Source organism: Propionibacterium sp., from assembly GCF_047719395.1.
GTDB lineage: Bacteria > Actinomycetota > Actinomycetes > Propionibacteriales > Propionibacteriaceae > Propionibacterium.
Window position 1 is genome coordinate 26,925 of record NZ_JBDNTB010000002.1, and the last position, 16,600, is coordinate 43,524.

Annotated in this window: 14 protein-coding genes and 1 tRNA gene; 7 read left to right on the plus strand and 8 right to left on the minus strand. The window is 64.4% G+C overall.

Features of this window, described 5'->3' with window-relative positions; all coding sequences use genetic code 11:
• Positions 1–52 precede the first annotated feature (52 nt).
• From ABF648_RS00560 to ABF648_RS00570, 3 genes are all read left to right on the plus strand, one after another.
• Complete coding sequence (locus tag ABF648_RS00560; protein WP_415630341.1) at positions 53–856, plus strand: SOS response-associated peptidase; 804 nt, start codon at positions 53–55, stop codon at positions 854–856.
• Positions 857–921: 65 nt separating this feature from the next.
• The gene (locus tag ABF648_RS00565) at positions 922–1,575 is read left to right on the plus strand and encodes a sigma-70 family RNA polymerase sigma factor (RefSeq protein ID WP_415630384.1); all 654 of its coding nucleotides are present in this window, start codon (positions 922–924) and stop codon (positions 1,573–1,575) included.
• Positions 1,568–1,867, plus strand: a complete 300-nt coding sequence (locus tag ABF648_RS00570) for a zf-HC2 domain-containing protein (protein ID WP_415630342.1) — start codon at positions 1,568–1,570, stop codon at positions 1,865–1,867. The genes ABF648_RS00565 and ABF648_RS00570 overlap by 8 nt, the downstream gene beginning before the upstream one ends.
• Positions 1,868–2,049: 182 nt before the next feature.
• Here ABF648_RS00570 and ABF648_RS00575 read toward each other — a convergent pair whose 3' ends face one another.
• The gene (locus ABF648_RS00575) at positions 2,050–2,124 is read right to left on the minus strand and encodes a 50S ribosomal protein bL37 (RefSeq protein ID WP_415630385.1); all 75 of its coding nucleotides are present in this window, start codon (positions 2,122–2,124) and stop codon (positions 2,050–2,052) included.
• 241 nt (positions 2,125–2,365) lie between these two features.
• On the opposite strand from ABF648_RS00575, the gene ABF648_RS00580 reads away from it, so the two are divergent.
• Positions 2,366–3,838 (plus strand): sensor histidine kinase, encoded by a 1,473-nt coding sequence (locus ABF648_RS00580; protein WP_415630343.1) that lies wholly within the window; start codon positions 2,366–2,368, stop codon positions 3,836–3,838.
• Positions 3,839–3,862: 24 nt separating this feature from the next.
• On the opposite strand, the gene ABF648_RS00585 is transcribed toward ABF648_RS00580, so the two are convergent.
• The 7 genes from ABF648_RS00585 to ABF648_RS00615 form a co-directional block, all read right to left on the minus strand.
• Positions 3,863–4,111 (minus strand): WhiB family transcriptional regulator, encoded by a 249-nt coding sequence (locus tag ABF648_RS00585; protein WP_415630344.1) that lies wholly within the window; start codon positions 4,109–4,111, stop codon positions 3,863–3,865.
• Positions 4,112–4,297: 186 nt separating this feature from the next.
• Positions 4,298–7,858, minus strand: coding sequence for a multifunctional oxoglutarate decarboxylase/oxoglutarate dehydrogenase thiamine pyrophosphate-binding subunit/dihydrolipoyllysine-residue succinyltransferase subunit (locus ABF648_RS00590; RefSeq protein WP_415630345.1), 3,561 nt, complete (start codon positions 7,856–7,858; stop codon positions 4,298–4,300).
• Positions 7,777–8,331: a 2-oxoglutarate dehydrogenase E1 subunit family protein gene (locus tag ABF648_RS00595; RefSeq protein WP_415630346.1), complete on the minus strand. Its 555-nt coding sequence runs from the start codon at positions 8,329–8,331 to the stop codon at positions 7,777–7,779. The genes ABF648_RS00590 and ABF648_RS00595 overlap by 82 nt, the downstream gene beginning before the upstream one ends.
• A gap of 22 nt (positions 8,332–8,353) precedes the next feature.
• Positions 8,354–9,700 (minus strand): glycosyltransferase 87 family protein, encoded by a 1,347-nt coding sequence (locus ABF648_RS00600; RefSeq protein ID WP_415630347.1) that lies wholly within the window; start codon positions 9,698–9,700, stop codon positions 8,354–8,356.
• Positions 9,697–11,112, minus strand: coding sequence for a glycosyltransferase 87 family protein (locus ABF648_RS00605; protein WP_415630348.1), 1,416 nt, complete (start codon positions 11,110–11,112; stop codon positions 9,697–9,699). The genes ABF648_RS00600 and ABF648_RS00605 overlap by 4 nt, the downstream gene beginning before the upstream one ends.
• Positions 11,109–12,512: a glycosyltransferase 87 family protein gene (locus ABF648_RS00610; protein ID WP_415630349.1), complete on the minus strand. Its 1,404-nt coding sequence runs from the start codon at positions 12,510–12,512 to the stop codon at positions 11,109–11,111. Before ABF648_RS00610 ends, ABF648_RS00605 begins: the two co-directional genes overlap by 4 nt.
• 119 nt (positions 12,513–12,631) lie before the next feature.
• Positions 12,632–12,703 (minus strand) — tRNA-Arg (locus ABF648_RS00615).
• Positions 12,704–12,916: 213 nt separating this feature from the next.
• On the opposite strand from ABF648_RS00615, the gene lysA reads away from it, so the two are divergent.
• From lysA to thrH, 3 genes are read left to right on the plus strand one after another with little or no spacing between them, the layout of a single operon-like run.
• On the plus strand, positions 12,917–14,320 hold the full coding sequence (lysA, locus tag ABF648_RS00620; protein ID WP_415630350.1) for a diaminopimelate decarboxylase: 1,404 nt from the start codon (positions 12,917–12,919) through the stop codon (positions 14,318–14,320).
• Between the two features lie 10 nt (positions 14,321–14,330).
• Positions 14,331–15,659, plus strand: coding sequence for a homoserine dehydrogenase (locus ABF648_RS00625; RefSeq protein WP_415630386.1), 1,329 nt, complete (start codon positions 14,331–14,333; stop codon positions 15,657–15,659).
• Between the two features lie 7 nt (positions 15,660–15,666).
• Entirely contained in the window at positions 15,667–16,290 is a 624-nt protein-coding gene (thrH, locus tag ABF648_RS00630) for a bifunctional phosphoserine phosphatase/homoserine phosphotransferase ThrH (protein ID WP_415630351.1), read from the plus strand.
• Positions 16,291–16,600: the final 310 nt, after the last annotated feature.

A 16,600-nucleotide genomic window follows, 5' to 3' on the forward strand; every position in this document is an offset into this window, starting at 1 on the left:
CGCCCCTTCCGCTCGGCGTCTGCCATTGGCGGACGCCGATTACGGTGGATTCATGTGCGGTAGATACGCGCTCAGCGCCGACATCGGTGAACTCGCCGAGAACTTCGCGATCGACGGACTGGCCCGCGACGATGGGGAAATCCTGCAGATCGCGGAAGGTGTCCGGAACACGCCTTCGTGGCTTGCCCCGCGATACAACATTGCTCCCACCCAGACGGTGGCCGCCGTCCTCTCACCCGCACCGGGCTCCGGAGTGCAGGATCCCGGCAGCCAGGCTGCGGGCGAAGCCGGCGGACGGGTACTGGTGGGGTTGCGATGGGGCCTCGTCCCGAGCTGGGCCAGGGGACTGGGCGGCCGGGCCGTCATCAATGCCCGTCTTGAAACGGCAGACGGCAAGCCCTACTTCCGCGCCGCCGTTGCGCGGCGCCGGTGCCTGCTGCCGGCGGATGGTTACTACGAGTGGTACGCATCCAAGCAGGACGGCAGGACGACCAAGATCCCCAATTTCATCCATCGCGCCGATCACTCTCCGATGGCCATGGCAGGCCTCTTCGAGTTCTGGCGCACTCCGGCCGGGGAGTGGTTGTCCAGCTGCGCGATCCTCACCACACGGGCTGCCGACAACCTGGGACACGTCCACGACAGGATGCCCGTCCAGGTTGCCCCTGAGAACTGGACGCCCTGGCTGGACCGTGATCTCACCGATGGCCACGCAGCCCTTGAAATGGTTCACATTCCAGCTGATGAGGAGATGACCGCCTACCGGGTGTCCAGCGCAGTCAACCGGGTTGCCAACGATTCTGCGGAACTGCTGGAGCCCCTGACGGACAACCAGGAGGGGAATAAGGGTGGCTGAGCAGGTGTTCCGACTTCGTGTTTACGAAGACCGCTACCAGCAGTCCGGTAATGTCGTACGTAATGATGATTGCTGCATCTGCGAAAAGTGATTCGGTCGGTGACAAGAACACCGATCCGGATGTCGACGTGCGCGAGACCGAGACCGACGAGGAACGCGCCGAACGCTTCGAACGTGACTCCATGGTCTACCTCGACCAGTTGTACGGCGCGGCACTGCGCATGACCCGGAATCCGGCCGATGCCGAAGACGTCGTCCAGGAGACCTTCACCAAGGCGTTCAGCTCGTTCAAGCAGTTCAAGCCCGGAACGAACCTGAAGGCCTGGCTCTACCGGATCCTCACCAACACCTACATCAACAGTTACCGCAAGGCGCAGCGCGAGCCGCAGACCGGCTCCGGCGATGACATTGAGGACTGGCAGCTCGCGAGGGCCGCCTCCCATGACTCCACTGGCAATCCCTCTGCCGAGACCGAGGCCTTTCGGGGCATCCCGGACGGCGCCGTCACCGATGCCCTCAGCAGACTGTCCCCGGAGTTCCGCGAGGCGGTCCTGCTGGCAGATGTCGAGGGTTTCTCCTACAAGGAGATCGCGGAGATCATGGGCACACCCATCGGCACGGTGATGTCGCGGCTGAACAGGGGACGTGCGCAATTGCGCAAACAGCTTGCCGATTTCGCCAGCGAACACGGTATCGGGAGGCATTCGCAAGATGACTGAGATACGAGACAGCCATGAGCACGTGGTGGGCGTCCACGATCCCGGTGACGCAACCCACGAGGACATGTGCACTTTCGCGATGGACAAGGTGCAGGCATTCCTGCACGGCGAATTGCCGGAAGCCACTGCCGACGAGATTCGCCAGCACCTTCTGATGTGCGAGCACTGCATGGACTACTACGACGTGGAGCAGATGATCTCCGCCATGATCAAGCGCTGTTCCTGTACTCCGATGGCATCCGAGCAGCTGCGGGTGCGGATCACCGCCATCACGCGCACCCGCGAACGGTGAGCGACCTTTGCTGGTAGCACCGGCCCACCGGCGAGATCATGGGTGGCGAGTTCGTGATGTGCACGCAGCGAGCATCCCCGTGCAGGGTGATCGATGGACGCAACGTTGACAGACACCGGGCATAGGCACACGAAGGCCCCGCAATCCTAGGATTGCGGGGCCTTCGTGTGCCTCAGGCAGCGTCACGCATTGGGACGCTTGCCGTGGTTGGCTGCATGCTTGCGCCTCGAACGACGCTTTCGACCTGTCTTGCCCATGTCGACCTCCCGATCCCCGACGCCCGGTGGGACCCGGCGCAGTAGTTGTGGACTCCTGCGATATGGCAACCGCAGGCACGGAGAAACATTCTGCCACCACAGCCCCCTGCGTCCAAAGCAATCCATCCCGGACGCCAATCCAGAGGGTCGTCGTCCTCGACACCAGCGAGGCGGAAAAACGAACTGCGCACCTGCCACGGCCGGCGTAAACGCCCGGATCAGGTCGCCCTAGAGTTGCACCATGCTGTCGATGAGCGAAGTTCTGGCGGGGCGCACCAGTCTGAGTGCGGCAGATCAGAGCTGGCTCGCATCCTTCGTCCGGGAATGGCACCTGCTGTCCGACACCTCCTTCTCAGACCTGGTCCTGTGGGTGCCCGATGCCGACGACAATGTCTTCTGGGCAGCTGCCCAGCAGCGCCCTGTCACCGGCCCTACTGCGCTGGAGGACGATGTGGTGGGCGATGACATCAGCTATGAGCCCGACTCGCTGGTCGTGGAGGCATATCTCTCCCGCCAGATCAGCGAGACCTCCGACAACAAGTTGCAGGCCGGCATCCCGGTGGACGTCTGGGCGATCCCGATCATCCGCCATGACGAGGTGATCGGGATCGTGGAGCGGCACACCAATCAGATGGGTGTCCGGGCGCCGGGAGCCATGGAGGACTGCTATCTCGAGATCGCCGACATACTCTCGGACATGACCTGGCGGGGCGTCTACCCGCTGGAGCCACCCAGTGACTCGGTGATCAGCCCCAGGGTGGGCGACGGACTGGTCTACATCACCAATGCTGGGGTGATCAGCTATGCCAGCCCGAATGCGGTGTCGGCCTATCGCCGTCTGGGCCTGGTGGGAGACATGTTCGGCGAGAGCATCGAAGACCTGACCCTCCACGAACTCGGCGCGGAGATCTTGAGCGTCGCGGCCAGTGGGGCTGTCGGTTTCACGACCGGTTCTCCCGGGGAATTCGATGCCCAGAATCCCGATGGGTGCATACGGCTGCGCGTACTACCGCTCAGCCTGGGAACGCACCGTGCCGGCGTGCTGGTGATGTGCCGCGACATCACGGAATTGCGCGAGCGTGAGCGCGAGCTCATCACCAAGGACGCCACCATCCGTGAAATCCATCACAGGGTGAAGAACAATCTGCAAACGGTCGCCGCATTGCTGCGTCTGCAATCGCGGCGTTCCCACTCCCAAGAGGCCGAGAACGCGTTGTACGACGCGATGAGCCGGGTGCAGTCGATCGCAGCAGTGCACGAGATCCTCTCGCAGAGCTTCGACGAGGCAGCGGATTTCGACAAGGTGGCGGACAAAATCTTGGAGACTGTAGGTGATGTCGCCTCCGCCCGCGGTGGCATCCGCGCCCGCCGTCAGGGAAGTTTCGGTCTCGTCCCGGCGAAGGTCGCCACCTCGCTGAGCCTGGTTCTCACCGAACTGTGCCAGAATGCAATCGAACACGGGCTCGGCGACGAAGCCGGTGCAGTCCATGTACGCCCGAGCCGCACCGCCCAGGGCGGCCTCGTGCTGGATGTCGTGGATGAGGGTGCCGGTCTGCCCGAGGGCTTCGTGATGGGTTCGACCAACAGTCTGGGCACCTCGATCGTGACGACTCTGGTGGCAGACATGGGTGGTGAATTCACCCTGTTCAACAATCCCGGGGGTCCAGGCGCCACATCTCGGGTGATCGTGCCTGCCGAGACCCTCCGGGTCTAGCGGCTCCGAGAAGGTTGCCAGAACTCAGGCACTGCGTCTGTTGCGGGCTGCCCGGCGGCGCAGCGCGCGCCTCTCGTCCTCGGACATCCCGCCCCACACGCCGTGATCCTGGCCCGCATCCAGTGCCCAGGCGAGACAGTCCTCGCGGACCTCGCAGCGTTGGCAGACCTTCTTGGCCTCTTCGATCTGAGCCAACGCAGGACCCGTGTTCCCGATCGGGAAGAAAAGCTCCGGGTCCTCGTTGAGGCAGGCAGCCTTGTGGCGCCAGTCCATCTGGTTGTGACTCCTTCTGCATCGGTGCACGGTCATACCGTGGGCACCGGGAACATCGATTTCATCGGCACGGCTCGTCTGGCGAGCAGCAACCCCGAGATACTACCCTGACATGCTGGTCAGGACTGCCAATGCAACGGCGGACCGGAACTTGACGCACACCTCAGGGCAGTCACCAAGACTACGTCAATCTTGGGTGAGTGCGGCAGTGATCAATTCGTGTTGCTGGCTCATGTGCACATCGTGCCAACCCACCGATGACACGGGCGACGCGGGACGGGTGAAGGGACGCAGCCTGATCTCACGGCCCAGGCCTGCGCTGAGGCGCGGCGTCAAATTCAGTTCGAAGAACTGCCATGCACCCTGGTTGCGCGGCTCCTCCTGCACGAAGCGAAGGTCGTCCAACGACCCGAACTTGGACAGGATGGCAACCAGCGCATCGGTGGGAAGGGGCGAAATACGCTCGATGGCAATGATCGCGACCTGATCCTGCAGACCCAGCTTGGCCCGCTGGGAGACCAGATCCCAGCGCACCTTGCCACTGCACAGCAGGATCCGGTTGACCTTGGAGGGATCGCTGATCGTCGGGTCGGGCAGCGCCGGGCGCCAATTGGGCACCAGGAAATCCTCTGGCTGGCTGACCGCGGCCGGGTTGCGCAACATCGACTTCGGCGTCGCCACCACCAGCGGGCGATGCCAATTCACATAGGCATGCTGACGCAGCAGGTGGAAGTAGGAGGCCGGTGTGCTCGGCATCGTCACCGCAACATTGCCGTCGTCATAGGACTGCAGCCAGCGTTCGATCCGGCACGACGAGTGGTCTGGTCCGGCACCTTCATAGCCATGCGGCAAGAGCAGCACCGTCCCGGAACGTTGGTGCCACTTTGCGAAGCCAGAGGTGATGAACTCGTCGGCGATGATCTGGGCACCGTTGGCGAAATCGCCGTACTGGGCCTCCCACAGCACCAGGGCATCCGGGGCCGCAGCGGAGTAGCCGTACTCGAAACCCATTGCGCCGTACTCGGAGAGATTGGAGTCGTAGATGTCCACCGGGGCCTGGCCGGGGGACAGGTGTTTCAGCGGGACCCAGGCCTCACCGGTGACATTGTCCACCACCGCGCCGAACCTCTGGCTGAAGGTGCCACGACGGGTGTCCTGGCCCACCAGACGGACATGGCGACGTTCCTGGGCGAGGGTGCCGAAGGCGAGCAGCTCGGCCGTGGCCCAGTCGATCGGTCCCTGGCGGATCGCCTTGGCGCGGCGCTGCAGCTGGCGAACCACCTTCGGGTGGGCCGTGAAGTTGGACGGCAATTCCTCATAGACCGCTGCCACCCTCTCCAGCTCCTCGGCGGAGGCAGCAGGGGGAGCGGTGAGGTTGCCGGGCTTGTCGGGGTACATCGGCGAGAGCCGGTACTCCGCGGCATTGTCGACCTGCTTGGTGCTCAGCTCTGGATCACGCACCATCGAGAACACTTCCTCCAGCCGTGCCCGGAAGCGGTTCACCGCCTTCTCGGCGTCATCCATGGAGATGTCGCCGCGCCCGATGAGAGCATCGGTGTAGAGCTTGCGCACCGACTTCTTGTGCGAGATCAACTGGTACATCTTCGGTTGCGTGAAGCTCGGGTCGTCGCCCTCGTTGTGGCCACGACGCCGATAGCAGACCATGTCGATCACGACGTCCTTGTGGAAACGCGCGCGGAAGTCGAAGGCCAGCGCGCCGGCCCGGGCGCACGCATCGGGATCATCGCCGTTGACATGGATGACCGGGGAACCGAGTGCCTTGGCGACATCGGTGCAGTACTTGGAGGAGCGGCCGTCCCGCGGTGAGGTGGTGAAGCCCAGCTGATTGTTCACCACCAGGTGGATCGTGCCACCCACCCGGTAGGGACGCAGCTGACTCATCTGCAGCACCTCGTAGACGATGCCCTGGGCCGAGAACGACGCATCGCCGTGCATCAGGACCGGCATCACCGGGAAATCAGCCGGATGCGGCTGACGATCGCGCTTGGCCCGGGTGATACCCTCCAGCACCGGATCGACGGCCTCGAGATGGCTGGGATTGGCCACCACCGAGACCTTCACCCTCTTGCCGGACAGTGCTGTGAACTGGCCCTCGGCACCAAGGTGATACTTCACATCGCCGCTGATCACCTCGGACTCGGAGGTGGAATCGTCGAACTCGCGGAAGATCTGGGAGTAGAGCTTGCCCGCCACATTGGTGAGCACATTGAGTCGACCGCGGTGCGGCATCCCGATGGTCACCTCGGCCATGTCATGGTCGGCGGCAGCTCCGCACAACTCCGACAGGATGACGATTGCCGACTCGGCACCCTCCATGCTGAACCGGGTCTGGCCGACGTACTTGGTCTGCAGGAAGGTCTCCAGGACCTCAGCCTCACTGAGCCTGTCGAGGATCAGCAGGTGCTCCTCGCGGGGCCGGGTAGGCCTGGGCCGTTCGACTCTCTCCTGGATCCACTCGCGCTGCTCGGGGTCATCGATGTGCATGTACTCGATGGCGAGGGTGTGGCAGTAGGAGTCACGCAGCAAGCCGAGGATGGTGCGCAAGGGCAGGTGCTGGTTCTCCGAACCGGCGAAGCGTCCGAGCGGGAACTCCCGGTCGAGATCCCAGATGGACAGGCCGTGGGCACCCAGCTCCAGATCGGGGTTGGTGCGCATCCGGTACTCGACAGGATCCAGATCGGCCAGCAGATGACCCTTGGAGCGGTAGGAGTGCACCAGTTCGAGCACTCGGGCCGCCTTGGGCACACCAGCGACTGCCTCAGGATCGTAATCCTTGGACCAGCTCAACGGCGGGTGCGGAATGCGCAGGGACTCGAAGATGTCGGTGTAGAAGCCGTCCTCGCCCAGCAGCAGTTGCTGTATACGGCGCAGGAACTCCCCGGACACCGCACCCTGGATGACTCTGTGGTCGTAGGTGGAGGTGAGGGTGCACACCTTCGACACGGCGGACTCGGTGAGCCGGCGCACATTCGTACCCTCATAGCTGGCCGGGTAGTCGATGGATCCGATGCCGAGGATGACTGACTGACCAGCCATCAGGCGCGGCACCGAGAGATTGGTGCCGATACCACCAGGATTCGTGATGGACACCGTCGTGGCTTCGAAGTCGGTGACGGTGAGTTTGCCCTCACGTGCCCGCGTGATGAGGTTTTCGTATTCCACCCAGAACTGGGCGAAGTTCAGGCCGTCCGCGTCCTTGATGTTGGGCACCATGAGGCGCCGACTGCCGTCACGGGCGGTGACATCGACGGCAATGCCGAGATTCACACCCTGGTGCTCGACCAGGGTCGGCTTGCCATCGGCCTCCTCATAGGAATTGTTCATCTCCGACACATCGATGAGGGCACGCAGCATCGCGAAAGCCAGAATGTGGGTGTAGCTCACCTTGCCGCCGCGGGAACGGCGCAGGAAGCTGTTGATCCTCGCGCGATTGTCGATGACCAGCTTCATCGGTACCTGACGTACCGAGGTGGCCGTCGGCACAGACAAGGACTCGTTCATGTTCCGCGCGGTGGACCGCGCAGCGCCCTTGAGCGTTGTCTTCCTCGGTGCCTTGCGGGCAGGTCCGGGACGATCCGCGGGATTGGGGACGTCGGCCGAAAGACCTCGGCCGGTGCCGACCTGGTCGGGCGCGTCCTTGGTCTTCATGGGTGGCTCGACCTTGGGCACCGGTGCCTGGACGCGGCTGGACGGCGGGGCGCCCGCGGCGGAGTCATGACCGGGCACGACGCGTGACCGTGGGGAGCGTGCGTTGCCGGCAGTGTCTCCTGGGCCCCGGGTCGAGGTGGGGATCTGGGCGTCCGGGGCGGCAGCCTGCGAGGTGCTGCGGGCGTGCTCGCTCCCTGAGGGACGAGCGCCACCCGCCGCGGGGCGGGGCCGGGGGTAGGCGGGGGGGTGCGCCGCGGGGGGGGCGGGTGTCCCGGGGGCGGGGGGGGGCTCGGGGCGCCGGGGCGGGCCCCCGGCGCGGGGCGGCGGGCGGGCGCCCCCCCGGCGGCCCGCGCCCCCCCCGGCGATGCCGGTGCCGGGGCATCGCCGGGTGTCTCAGCGGTGCTCGTGCCGGTATTCAGCGGGGGGGTCTGCTCGGCAGTGAAGAATGCGGCCCACTTGTCGGGCACGGAATGCGGGTCCTTCTGGAAGCGCTCCCGCATGTCCTCGATGAGCCAGTCATTTGCACCGAATTCGTCGGTTGTTGCCATCATGTCCGTGGCCTTGCCACGTCCCTCACTTCCATGTGATCGCCCGAGTCGACAGGCTCGAACTGTACTGGGCCGCAGTGCTCCGTCCAACGGCCAGGGAAGCCTTCACGGCTCCATGGCATGAATACGCTGTCAGCGCAACGATCAGACTAGTCCTGATCGCCAGCAGAACGGTTGACCCGATGTTGGGATCCGTGCGCCCGATGAGACCCGAATAGCTGAGCGGGTAGACGAGCTGCGTCACACCGATGGTGGCCATGCCCAGTGCCCCAATTCGCAGCCCAGCAGCGCCCGGGATTCCGGGCACGGGATGGGCGATTGTCCGCGCCACCACGATCGCCAGGGGTGCGAACAACCAGATCAGATACTGTGGGCTCAGCGTCTTGTCAGCCACCATCACCCCGCACACCAGCGCGGTGCAGGCCAGCAGGATGGCAGTCTCCTGGGACTGGCCCTCCTGCTCCGGCGGTAGGCCATGACCGGGCAGACCGGCACCGCCGAACCCGATCCACCAGCAGCACAGCAAGGCGAAGACGATGACCAGGAGCATGACGACCCCGGCCAGCCCCATCCACACATGCACCGAGGGTGCGAAGATTTCGTATGCCTGATAGTTGCTGAACTCCACGAAGGTCTGGTCGCCCGAAGTCCACAACCGGCTGAGCATGAGGGGAGTGGCCCAGACCGATTCGATCTGCAATCCGCGGTCAGACTGGAAGGTGAGCGGCGAGAGGGTGCGCGCCAGTCCCTGGGAGGCCACCGACACCACCACCAGTACGCAACCGGTGATGACGAAGCCGGCACCTCTTCGGCGCGCCGGCCTGGAGATGCCCAGCATCGGAATGATGAGCAGGGCCGGCCACAGCTTCAGGCCGGCACCGAGGGCGATCATCACACCGGCCAGGGCGGGGCGTCTGCGCACCCAGTACAGCGCACCGAGGACGCACAACGTCGGCACCAGATCGAAGCGGAACCACATCAACGGACCGAGCAGGGCGCCGGCCAGTGCCCACAGGCCGGCCGCAAGTGGTGACTCGAAGCGGTACAGCGCGGCGCAGGCGAGGGCGTCCAGAACGACGATGACGAAGCAGAAGGCCGACACATAGCCGTCGATGGAGCCGCCGGAGAACCAGCCCATCAGCTGCATGAACCACACGACCGGCGTGGGGTACTCCACCAGAACCGACCGGATGTCGTCGGCGATCGGCCATGGATGCGCCAGGACCGACTGGGCGTAGTAATTGACGTCATTGCGGATGAAGCTGGCCAGCGACCAGAACACGCACAGCATGACCGCCCTGCTGAACAGCCAGAATCCGACCACCCATTGCGGGCGCTTCAACTCGGCCAGAGTCCCAGATTGGCTGCTCACGATGTCACGCCTCCCGCGCCCGCCGCGCTGTGCAGCGCGGACTTGGTACTGCTCACAGACTCCTCAACAGGCGTGACCACCACGTCACGATGATGTACCAGCCCGACTCGCCAGGATGCGCGCAGCGCCAGAACACTGGCATAGACGGTGAGCACCACCATGAGCACATTGCGCACCGCGAGCACCACGGTGACCGTGATGCCAGGCGTGGCTGTCTGCACCAGCCCGGAATAGTTCAGTGGAAATTCGAACTGGGTGAGTCCGGCCGCGACGAGCCCGAGAACGAGCATGATGATCGCGTGGCGCCGATCCTCGGAACGCAGCTGCGCGGCGATGAGCACGGCGAAAGGGCCCGTCAGCCAGATCATGTACTGCGGGCTGAAAGTCTTGTTGGCGATGATCACACCGCACACGATCGCCAGGGTCGACAAGGTGATGGCCAGTTCGCGGTCACGCCGGCCCGAGTGCGCCCCTGCTGCGGCGAGCGTGTGTCTCGGAAGGCCGATGCCACCGAGCCCGATGAACCAGCCAAGCACCACGACGAGCACAATGAGCACAATCATCGAGACATTCGCGGCTGTGGTCCAGGCGCCGGTTCCGGGGCCATAGATCTCATAGGCATTGAAACGGCTGAGGTGCACAACCCAGTCGTGCCCGTGCGGGCCCAGCCGGGCCAGCATCAGTCCTGTGGCCCACACGGATTCCACCTGGAGCCCGCGGGCCGACTGCCAGGTCAGCGGTGAGGCCGACCGGACGAATCCCTCGGTGGCCAGGGAGGCAAGCCCGATGGCAAGCCCTGTCACCAGGAATCCCAGGCCTCGGCGACGACCGGTCCGGTGCAGGCCGAGCATGGGGACGATGAGCAGGGCCGGCCACAGCTTCGTGGCCGCACCCAGGGCGATGGCACCGCCAGCCAATCTGGGGCGACGCTCCAGCTCCTTCAGGGCGACCAGGACGCACACTGCAGGAATGAGATCGATCCGGAACCACACCAGCGGCCCGATGAGAAAGGTGAACAACATCCACAGGCCGCTGGACAGTCGGGACACCCTCGTCCACAACACCCAGCAGCAGGTCACATCCATGGCGGCCAGCAGCAGCGCGAAGGTGAAGACGTAGACATTCTCCGAGGGCCCAGAGACCAACCTGACTGCTTGCATGATCCAGACCACCGGTACGGGGTACTCGACCAGCGAGTGGGACAGGTCCCCCGTAGCGGTCCAGACGTCGCTGTCGATGGATGTGAAGTAGTACTGCACGTCGTCACTGATGAATCGGGTCTGGGTGACGAACACGTAGACCATCAACGACCGGGACACCATCCAGGCGACCAGGCCCAGCCAGTCGTCCAGAGGTTTTACCCGCGGGCGGGACCACCATCGGCGCAGTCTCGCCCACACGAGGACCGTCATGACTCATCTGTCTGGTTGAGGTCCCCACCAACAGCTGTGTCAGGGTGCTCGATGTCCTCGTCAGCACCCACTCGAGATTCACGGCCGTGCCTGGCGGCGCGGAGTGCACTCGGGCCGAGAAAGCTCCAGGCCCACCGGATGACCTGGATCAGGACACCGATGAGCGCAACATTGCGCGCCACCAGAATCAGGGTGGCAGGGACCCTCATCACCGAGTCGCGGACATTCCAATCGCTCACCAGCATGTCGTAACTCAAGGGATAGACCAGCAGCGTGAGGCCGGTGGCGATGAGTATCCAGACGGAGAGATTGTTGATACGGGTGCGATCGGCATGAAATCGGCGTGCGTGGTGAGTACGGGTGCCGAGCACAGCGAAAGCGGCAGCCTCGGGGCCGCCCAGCCAGATCATGTACTGCGGGCTGAAGGTTTTGTTGGTGATGATCATCACGAGCACGATGAGTTCCACCAGCGCCACCGATTCGATGATCCGTCCGTGCCCACGCCACAGCCAGATGACATAACACAACATGGCCGCAAGCAGCCCGATCACGAAGGCCGCATCACTGGCCTTGATGAGCACCTGAACGCCCGGTCCCCAGATCTCATAGGCCTGATACGGCGACAGCGTGACGATGTAGTCCCCAGCATGGAAGGCCCTGGCCAGCATCGGCACGGTGGCCCAGACAGACTCGATTTGCAGCCCGCGACCCTGTTGCCAGCTCAACGGGGACAGCAACCGGTCCCATCCCGCGTAGACCAGTGAAACCGCGACGAGCAGCACCCCACCGGCAACGAAACCGATGGTGGCGCGCAGTTTCTGCCGGCGTGGTCCGGGCATCAACGCAGGCCACAGCAGGGCCGGCCACAATTTGACGGAGGCGGCCACGGCAGTGAGGAAACCCGCACTCGCGCTGCGCCTGCGCAGTAGCAGGATGAGCGACCAGCCGGCCAGCACCGAAGTGACGAGGTCGAAGCGCAGATAGGCGGTCGGGCCCACCAGGAGCAGGAACAGGGTCCAGAAGACCACTGCCTGGCCCTTCATGGCCCCACCGGTACGCCACAGAGACCAGGTGAACAGGGCGTCCAAACCCAGCATGATCAGAGCGAATGCCACCACATAGGCCTGCTGGTGCCCGAACCCGAGAAGATAGGGCAGCGCCAGCAGCCAGATCACCGGAGTGGGATATTCCTGCAGCGTCTGGCCAGCGCCCTGGTTGAACAGCACTTGGATGCGCTGGAAGTAGTAGACGACATCACCCTGGCTGGCGGGGGAGATGAACGCCCAGATGAAGAAGATCAGCAGCCGCGCCGCGAACCAGAGGAAGAGAAGAAAGCGGCCGGACTGCAGACGCTCCCGGGTGAAGGCCAAAGTGAACTGGCGGGAGACCCGCGTAGTCATCCGCACCGGTGTTGCGGCCGTGGCACCTGAGCACACAACCCCACGGGGCAGGTGATCTGTGGCACAGACCTGGGTCTGGTCTGCCATATCCCTCCCGTGGTGGCTGCGCCCCGGCTGTGCGCTCCCGGAGGGATTCGAACCCTCGCACCCGCCTCCGGAGGGCGGTGCTCTATCCCCTGAGCTACGGGAGCAAGGCCGGCAGAAATGCGCCAGACCGCATGTCAGCCTAGCGCGTGACGCCGTCCGGCTGCCAACCCATCCCCCGGACATGCGTGTGGACGCGCCCGGACGCTCCCATGCCTGGGAATCGGCTCCTCCCGACAGACGATTGTCACAGGAAATCCGGGCGTCCACACATTGTCGGATGTGCTTTTGCCCCTGCGGATCTGGAAAGATGGGTCGATGTGACCCATATGCACGTCGCCGGCTCCATCCATGCCGATGTCTCAGCGCCGGGACCGCAGTGGCTCACCGAGCCCAAGGACATCAATGCCCTGAATCCCAGCCTGTGGAGTTGTTCGGTGGCGCGCGATGCCTCGGGACGTCTCACCGTCGGTGGCGTGGACGTGGTCTCTGCGCTGGAACGCGAGGGCTCACCGCTGTACCTGTTCGACGAGGAGGACTTCCGCCGCCGGGCCCGCGAGTTCCGTACCGCTTTCGGTGGCTGGAAGGTCTTCTACGCGGGCAAAGCCATGCTCACCCGCACCATCGCCCGGCTGGTGATGGAGGAGGGCCTGCACCTGGACGTCTGCTCCGGCGGAGAGCTCCAGGTGGCGCTGACCGGCGGCATGGACCCCACCCGGATCGGGATGCACGGCAACAACAAGACGACGGACGAACTCGAACTGGCCCTCAGCAACAATGTGGGCTGCATCATCGTCGACTCCCTGGACGAGATCGCCCGCATCGAGCAACTGTGCCGTGCGCACGGCTACAGGGCGCGCGTGATGGTGCGCGTCACCCCAGGTGTGGAAGCGCACACCCATGAGTACATCGCCACCGCGCACGAGGACCAGAAGTTCGGCTTCTCGATCGCCAACGGGCAGGCGATGGTCGCCATGGTGCGTTGTCACTACTCGCCGTCCATGCAACTGCTCGGGGTGCACAGTCACATCGGCTCCCAGATCTTCGACACCGGTGGTTTCGAGGTCGCGGCACTTCGCACCATGAAGCTGATGTCGCAATTCACCGATGCCACCGGCGTGCATCTGCCCGAACTCGACCTGGGCGGCGGATTCGGTGTGGCCTACACCAGCGCCGATTCCCCTGCCAGCCCGGACGATCTGGCCACCGGTCTGCGCGACATCGTCGAGCACGAGGCCCGCGCCCATGGCATGGCAGTACCCGCAATGTCGATCGAGCCGGGCCGGGCCATCGTTGGCCCGACAACCATGGCGGTCTACACAGTGGGCACCGTCAAGACGGTCGACCTCGATGGTGGCGGCCAGCGGGTCTACGTGAGTGTCGACGGGGGAATGAGCGACAACATCCGTCCCGCGCTGTATGCCGCGGAATATTCCGCCGTGCTGGCGAATCGCTGCTCGAACGAGACGGGTGTGCTCTGCCGTGTGGTCGGCAAGCACTGCGAGGGCGGCGACATATTGGTGCGTGATGTCTTCCTTCCCTCCGACATCGCCCCGGGTGATCTCATCGCGGTCCCCACGATGGGCGCCTATTCTCGCGAGATGGCCAGCAACTACAACCATGCACTGCGTCCTGCCGTGGTGCGCGTCCACGAGGGGCAGCTGAGCCCGATGATCCGCCGTGAGACCATGGATGACCTGTTCAGACTCGACGTGGGACGCTGAAGGGATGGCAATGGACCAGGACACGGTGGCTGCCTCGGCGCCGGTGAAGGTGCTACGGGTCGCCCTGCTGGGCTGCGGCACCGTCGGGCGTCAGGTGGCCGGCATCCTGCTGGAACATGCCGACGACCTCGCGGCCAAATCCGGTTGCAGGCTCGAAGTCAGCGGCATCGCCGTCCGGGATGCATCTGTGCCACGCCCCGGCATTGATCCGGCACTGCTCACCGATGACGCCGCCGCCCTGGTGGCCGACTCCGGTGCAGACATCGTCATCGAACTGATCGGCGGGTTGGATCCGGCCCGTGAACTGATCATCTCCGCCATCGAGCACGGAGCCTCGGTGGTCACCGCCAACAAGGCGCTGCTTGCCGCGCATGGCGAGGAGATCTTCGCCATTGCCGAGCGCAATGGCGTGGACGTCTACTTCGAGGCCGCAGTGGCAGGGGCCATCCCGATCATCCGGCCATTGCGCGAATCCCTAGTGGGCGACCAGATCCGCACTGTGGTGGGCGTGGTGAACGGCACCACGAACTACATCCTCGACAAGATGACCACCGAGCACCAGAGCTTCGAGGAGGCCCTTGTCAGCGCGCAGAATCTGGGCTTCGCCGAGGCCGATCCGACGGCTGACATCGAGGGTTTCGATGCTGCGGCCAAGGCGGCGATTCTTGCCAGTCTGGCTTTCCATTCCACCGTGCGGGGATCCGATGTCTACCGGGAGGGCATCACCGATGTCACCACCGAGGACATCGATGCTGCCGCCGCGATGGGCTGCGTCATCAAACCACTGGCGATAGCCAAGCTCGATGAGCGCAGCCGGATCGAGGTGCGGGTGCATGCGGCGCTCGTGCCGGACAGCCATCCCCTCGCCATGGTGCACGGACCGAACAATGCGATCTTCGTGGAAGCCACCAACGCCGGGCGGCTGATGTTCCTCGGGCCGGGTGCCGGCGGTTCACCCACAGCCAGTGCTGTGACCGGCGACCTCGTCACGGTGGCACGCAACAGGCTGCGAGGTGTCGTGGGTCCGGCTCATTCGGTCTACAAGGCCTTGGACACCGCCCTGATGGGGCAGACCCTGTCCCGCTACTATCTGCGTTTCAGGGTGACCGACCAGTCCGGTGTGCTGGCAGCGGTGGCTGGGCTGCTCGCCCATCATCACGTCTCACTGCACTCGGTGCGCCAGAATCCCACCGTCGATGGCGACGAGCCGGCCTCGGCCCGGGTCTCCCTGATGACGCACCTGGCGCAGGAGTCCGATGTCCGGGAATGCGTCGAGGAATTGCAGAATTCCGGATTGCTCATCGGACCCGTCCGCCTGATTCGTGCCGAAGGAGTTTAGGAGCCCCATGCATATCGCCTGCCTCGACCTCGAGGGAGTTCTCGTCCCAGAGATCTGGATCAGTGTCGCCGAACGGACCGGCATCGAGGAATTGCGGCTCACCACCCGTGACATCTCCGACTACGACGAACTGATGAACCACAGGCTGAAGATCATGCGTGAGCACGGGCTCACCCTGAGCGCCATCCAATCGGTGATCGCCCAGCTGCACCCGCTGCCTGGTGCCGCGGACTTCCTGCACTGGCTGCGGGAGCGCTGGCAGGTGGTCATCCTGTCCGACACCTTCTACGATTTCGCCGGGCCATTGATGGCGCAGCTGAACCGCCCCACCATTTTCTGCCACAACCTGGTCGTCGAGGACGACACGGTGGTGGGTTACAAGCTCCGCCAGCCGGACGCTAAGCGGGCAGTGGTGCGGGCACTGGAGGAACTGAATTTCACCACCATGGCCACCGGTGATTCCTACAACGACACGCACATGCTCCAGGCAGCAGACTTCGGCGCATTCTTCTGCCCGCCGGAGAATGTCATCGCGGAATTCCCCGACATCCCGGTGGCAAGCGACTATGCGCAACTGCAAGAACTCTTCAGCAAGGCCGCCGAGGACTTGGACGCTGCAGTCCAGGGCTGAGCGGGCGGGTACCGAACATCCTCCCGGCGACACTCTCGGAGGGGTGGCGGGTTGCCCATCACCAAATCGCTGATATTCTTTACGCAGAGCACATCCGGTGCGCACGTAGAACCGGAGTGTCACTCATCCTTCATTCGGGTCCAAGGCCTCGGGCCGATCGGACCGAAACCTGTGCTCTCGTCGTGATCTACGGTCGTCCGGTGTCAACCGGGCACATCCGAGATGACGACATTCACTGAGTTTCCACCGTTCCCCCGTGCCCTCCTCTGCGGGCAGTGCCATGCCTACGAGGTTCCGATTGCCTGCGAGG

Bases quoted from the DNA above. Each gene is read 5' to 3' on its own strand.
- ABF648_RS00560 (WP_415630341.1), top strand. From the start codon at position 53: ATGTGCGGTAGATACGCGCTCAGCGCCGACATCGGTGAACTCGCCGAG.
- ABF648_RS00565 (WP_415630384.1), top strand. From the start codon at position 922: ATGATTGCTGCATCTGCGAAAAGTGATTCGGTCGGTGACAAGAACACC.
- ABF648_RS00570 (WP_415630342.1), top strand. From the start codon at position 1,568: ATGACTGAGATACGAGACAGCCATGAGCACGTGGTGGGCGTCCACGAT.
- ABF648_RS00580 (WP_415630343.1), top strand. From the start codon at position 2,366: ATGCTGTCGATGAGCGAAGTTCTGGCGGGGCGCACCAGTCTGAGTGCG.
- ABF648_RS00585 (WP_415630344.1), bottom strand. From the start codon at position 4,111: ATGGACTGGCGCCACAAGGCTGCCTGCCTCAACGAGGACCCGGAGCTT.
- ABF648_RS00595 (WP_415630346.1), bottom strand. From the start codon at position 8,331: ATGATGGCAACAACCGACGAATTCGGTGCAAATGACTGGCTCATCGAG.
- ABF648_RS00605 (WP_415630348.1), bottom strand. From the start codon at position 11,112: ATGACGGTCCTCGTGTGGGCGAGACTGCGCCGATGGTGGTCCCGCCCG.
- ABF648_RS00610 (WP_415630349.1), bottom strand. From the start codon at position 12,512: ATGACTACGCGGGTCTCCCGCCAGTTCACTTTGGCCTTCACCCGGGAG.
- ABF648_RS00625 (WP_415630386.1), top strand. From the start codon at position 14,331: ATGGACCAGGACACGGTGGCTGCCTCGGCGCCGGTGAAGGTGCTACGG.
- thrH (WP_415630351.1), top strand. From the start codon at position 15,667: ATGCATATCGCCTGCCTCGACCTCGAGGGAGTTCTCGTCCCAGAGATC.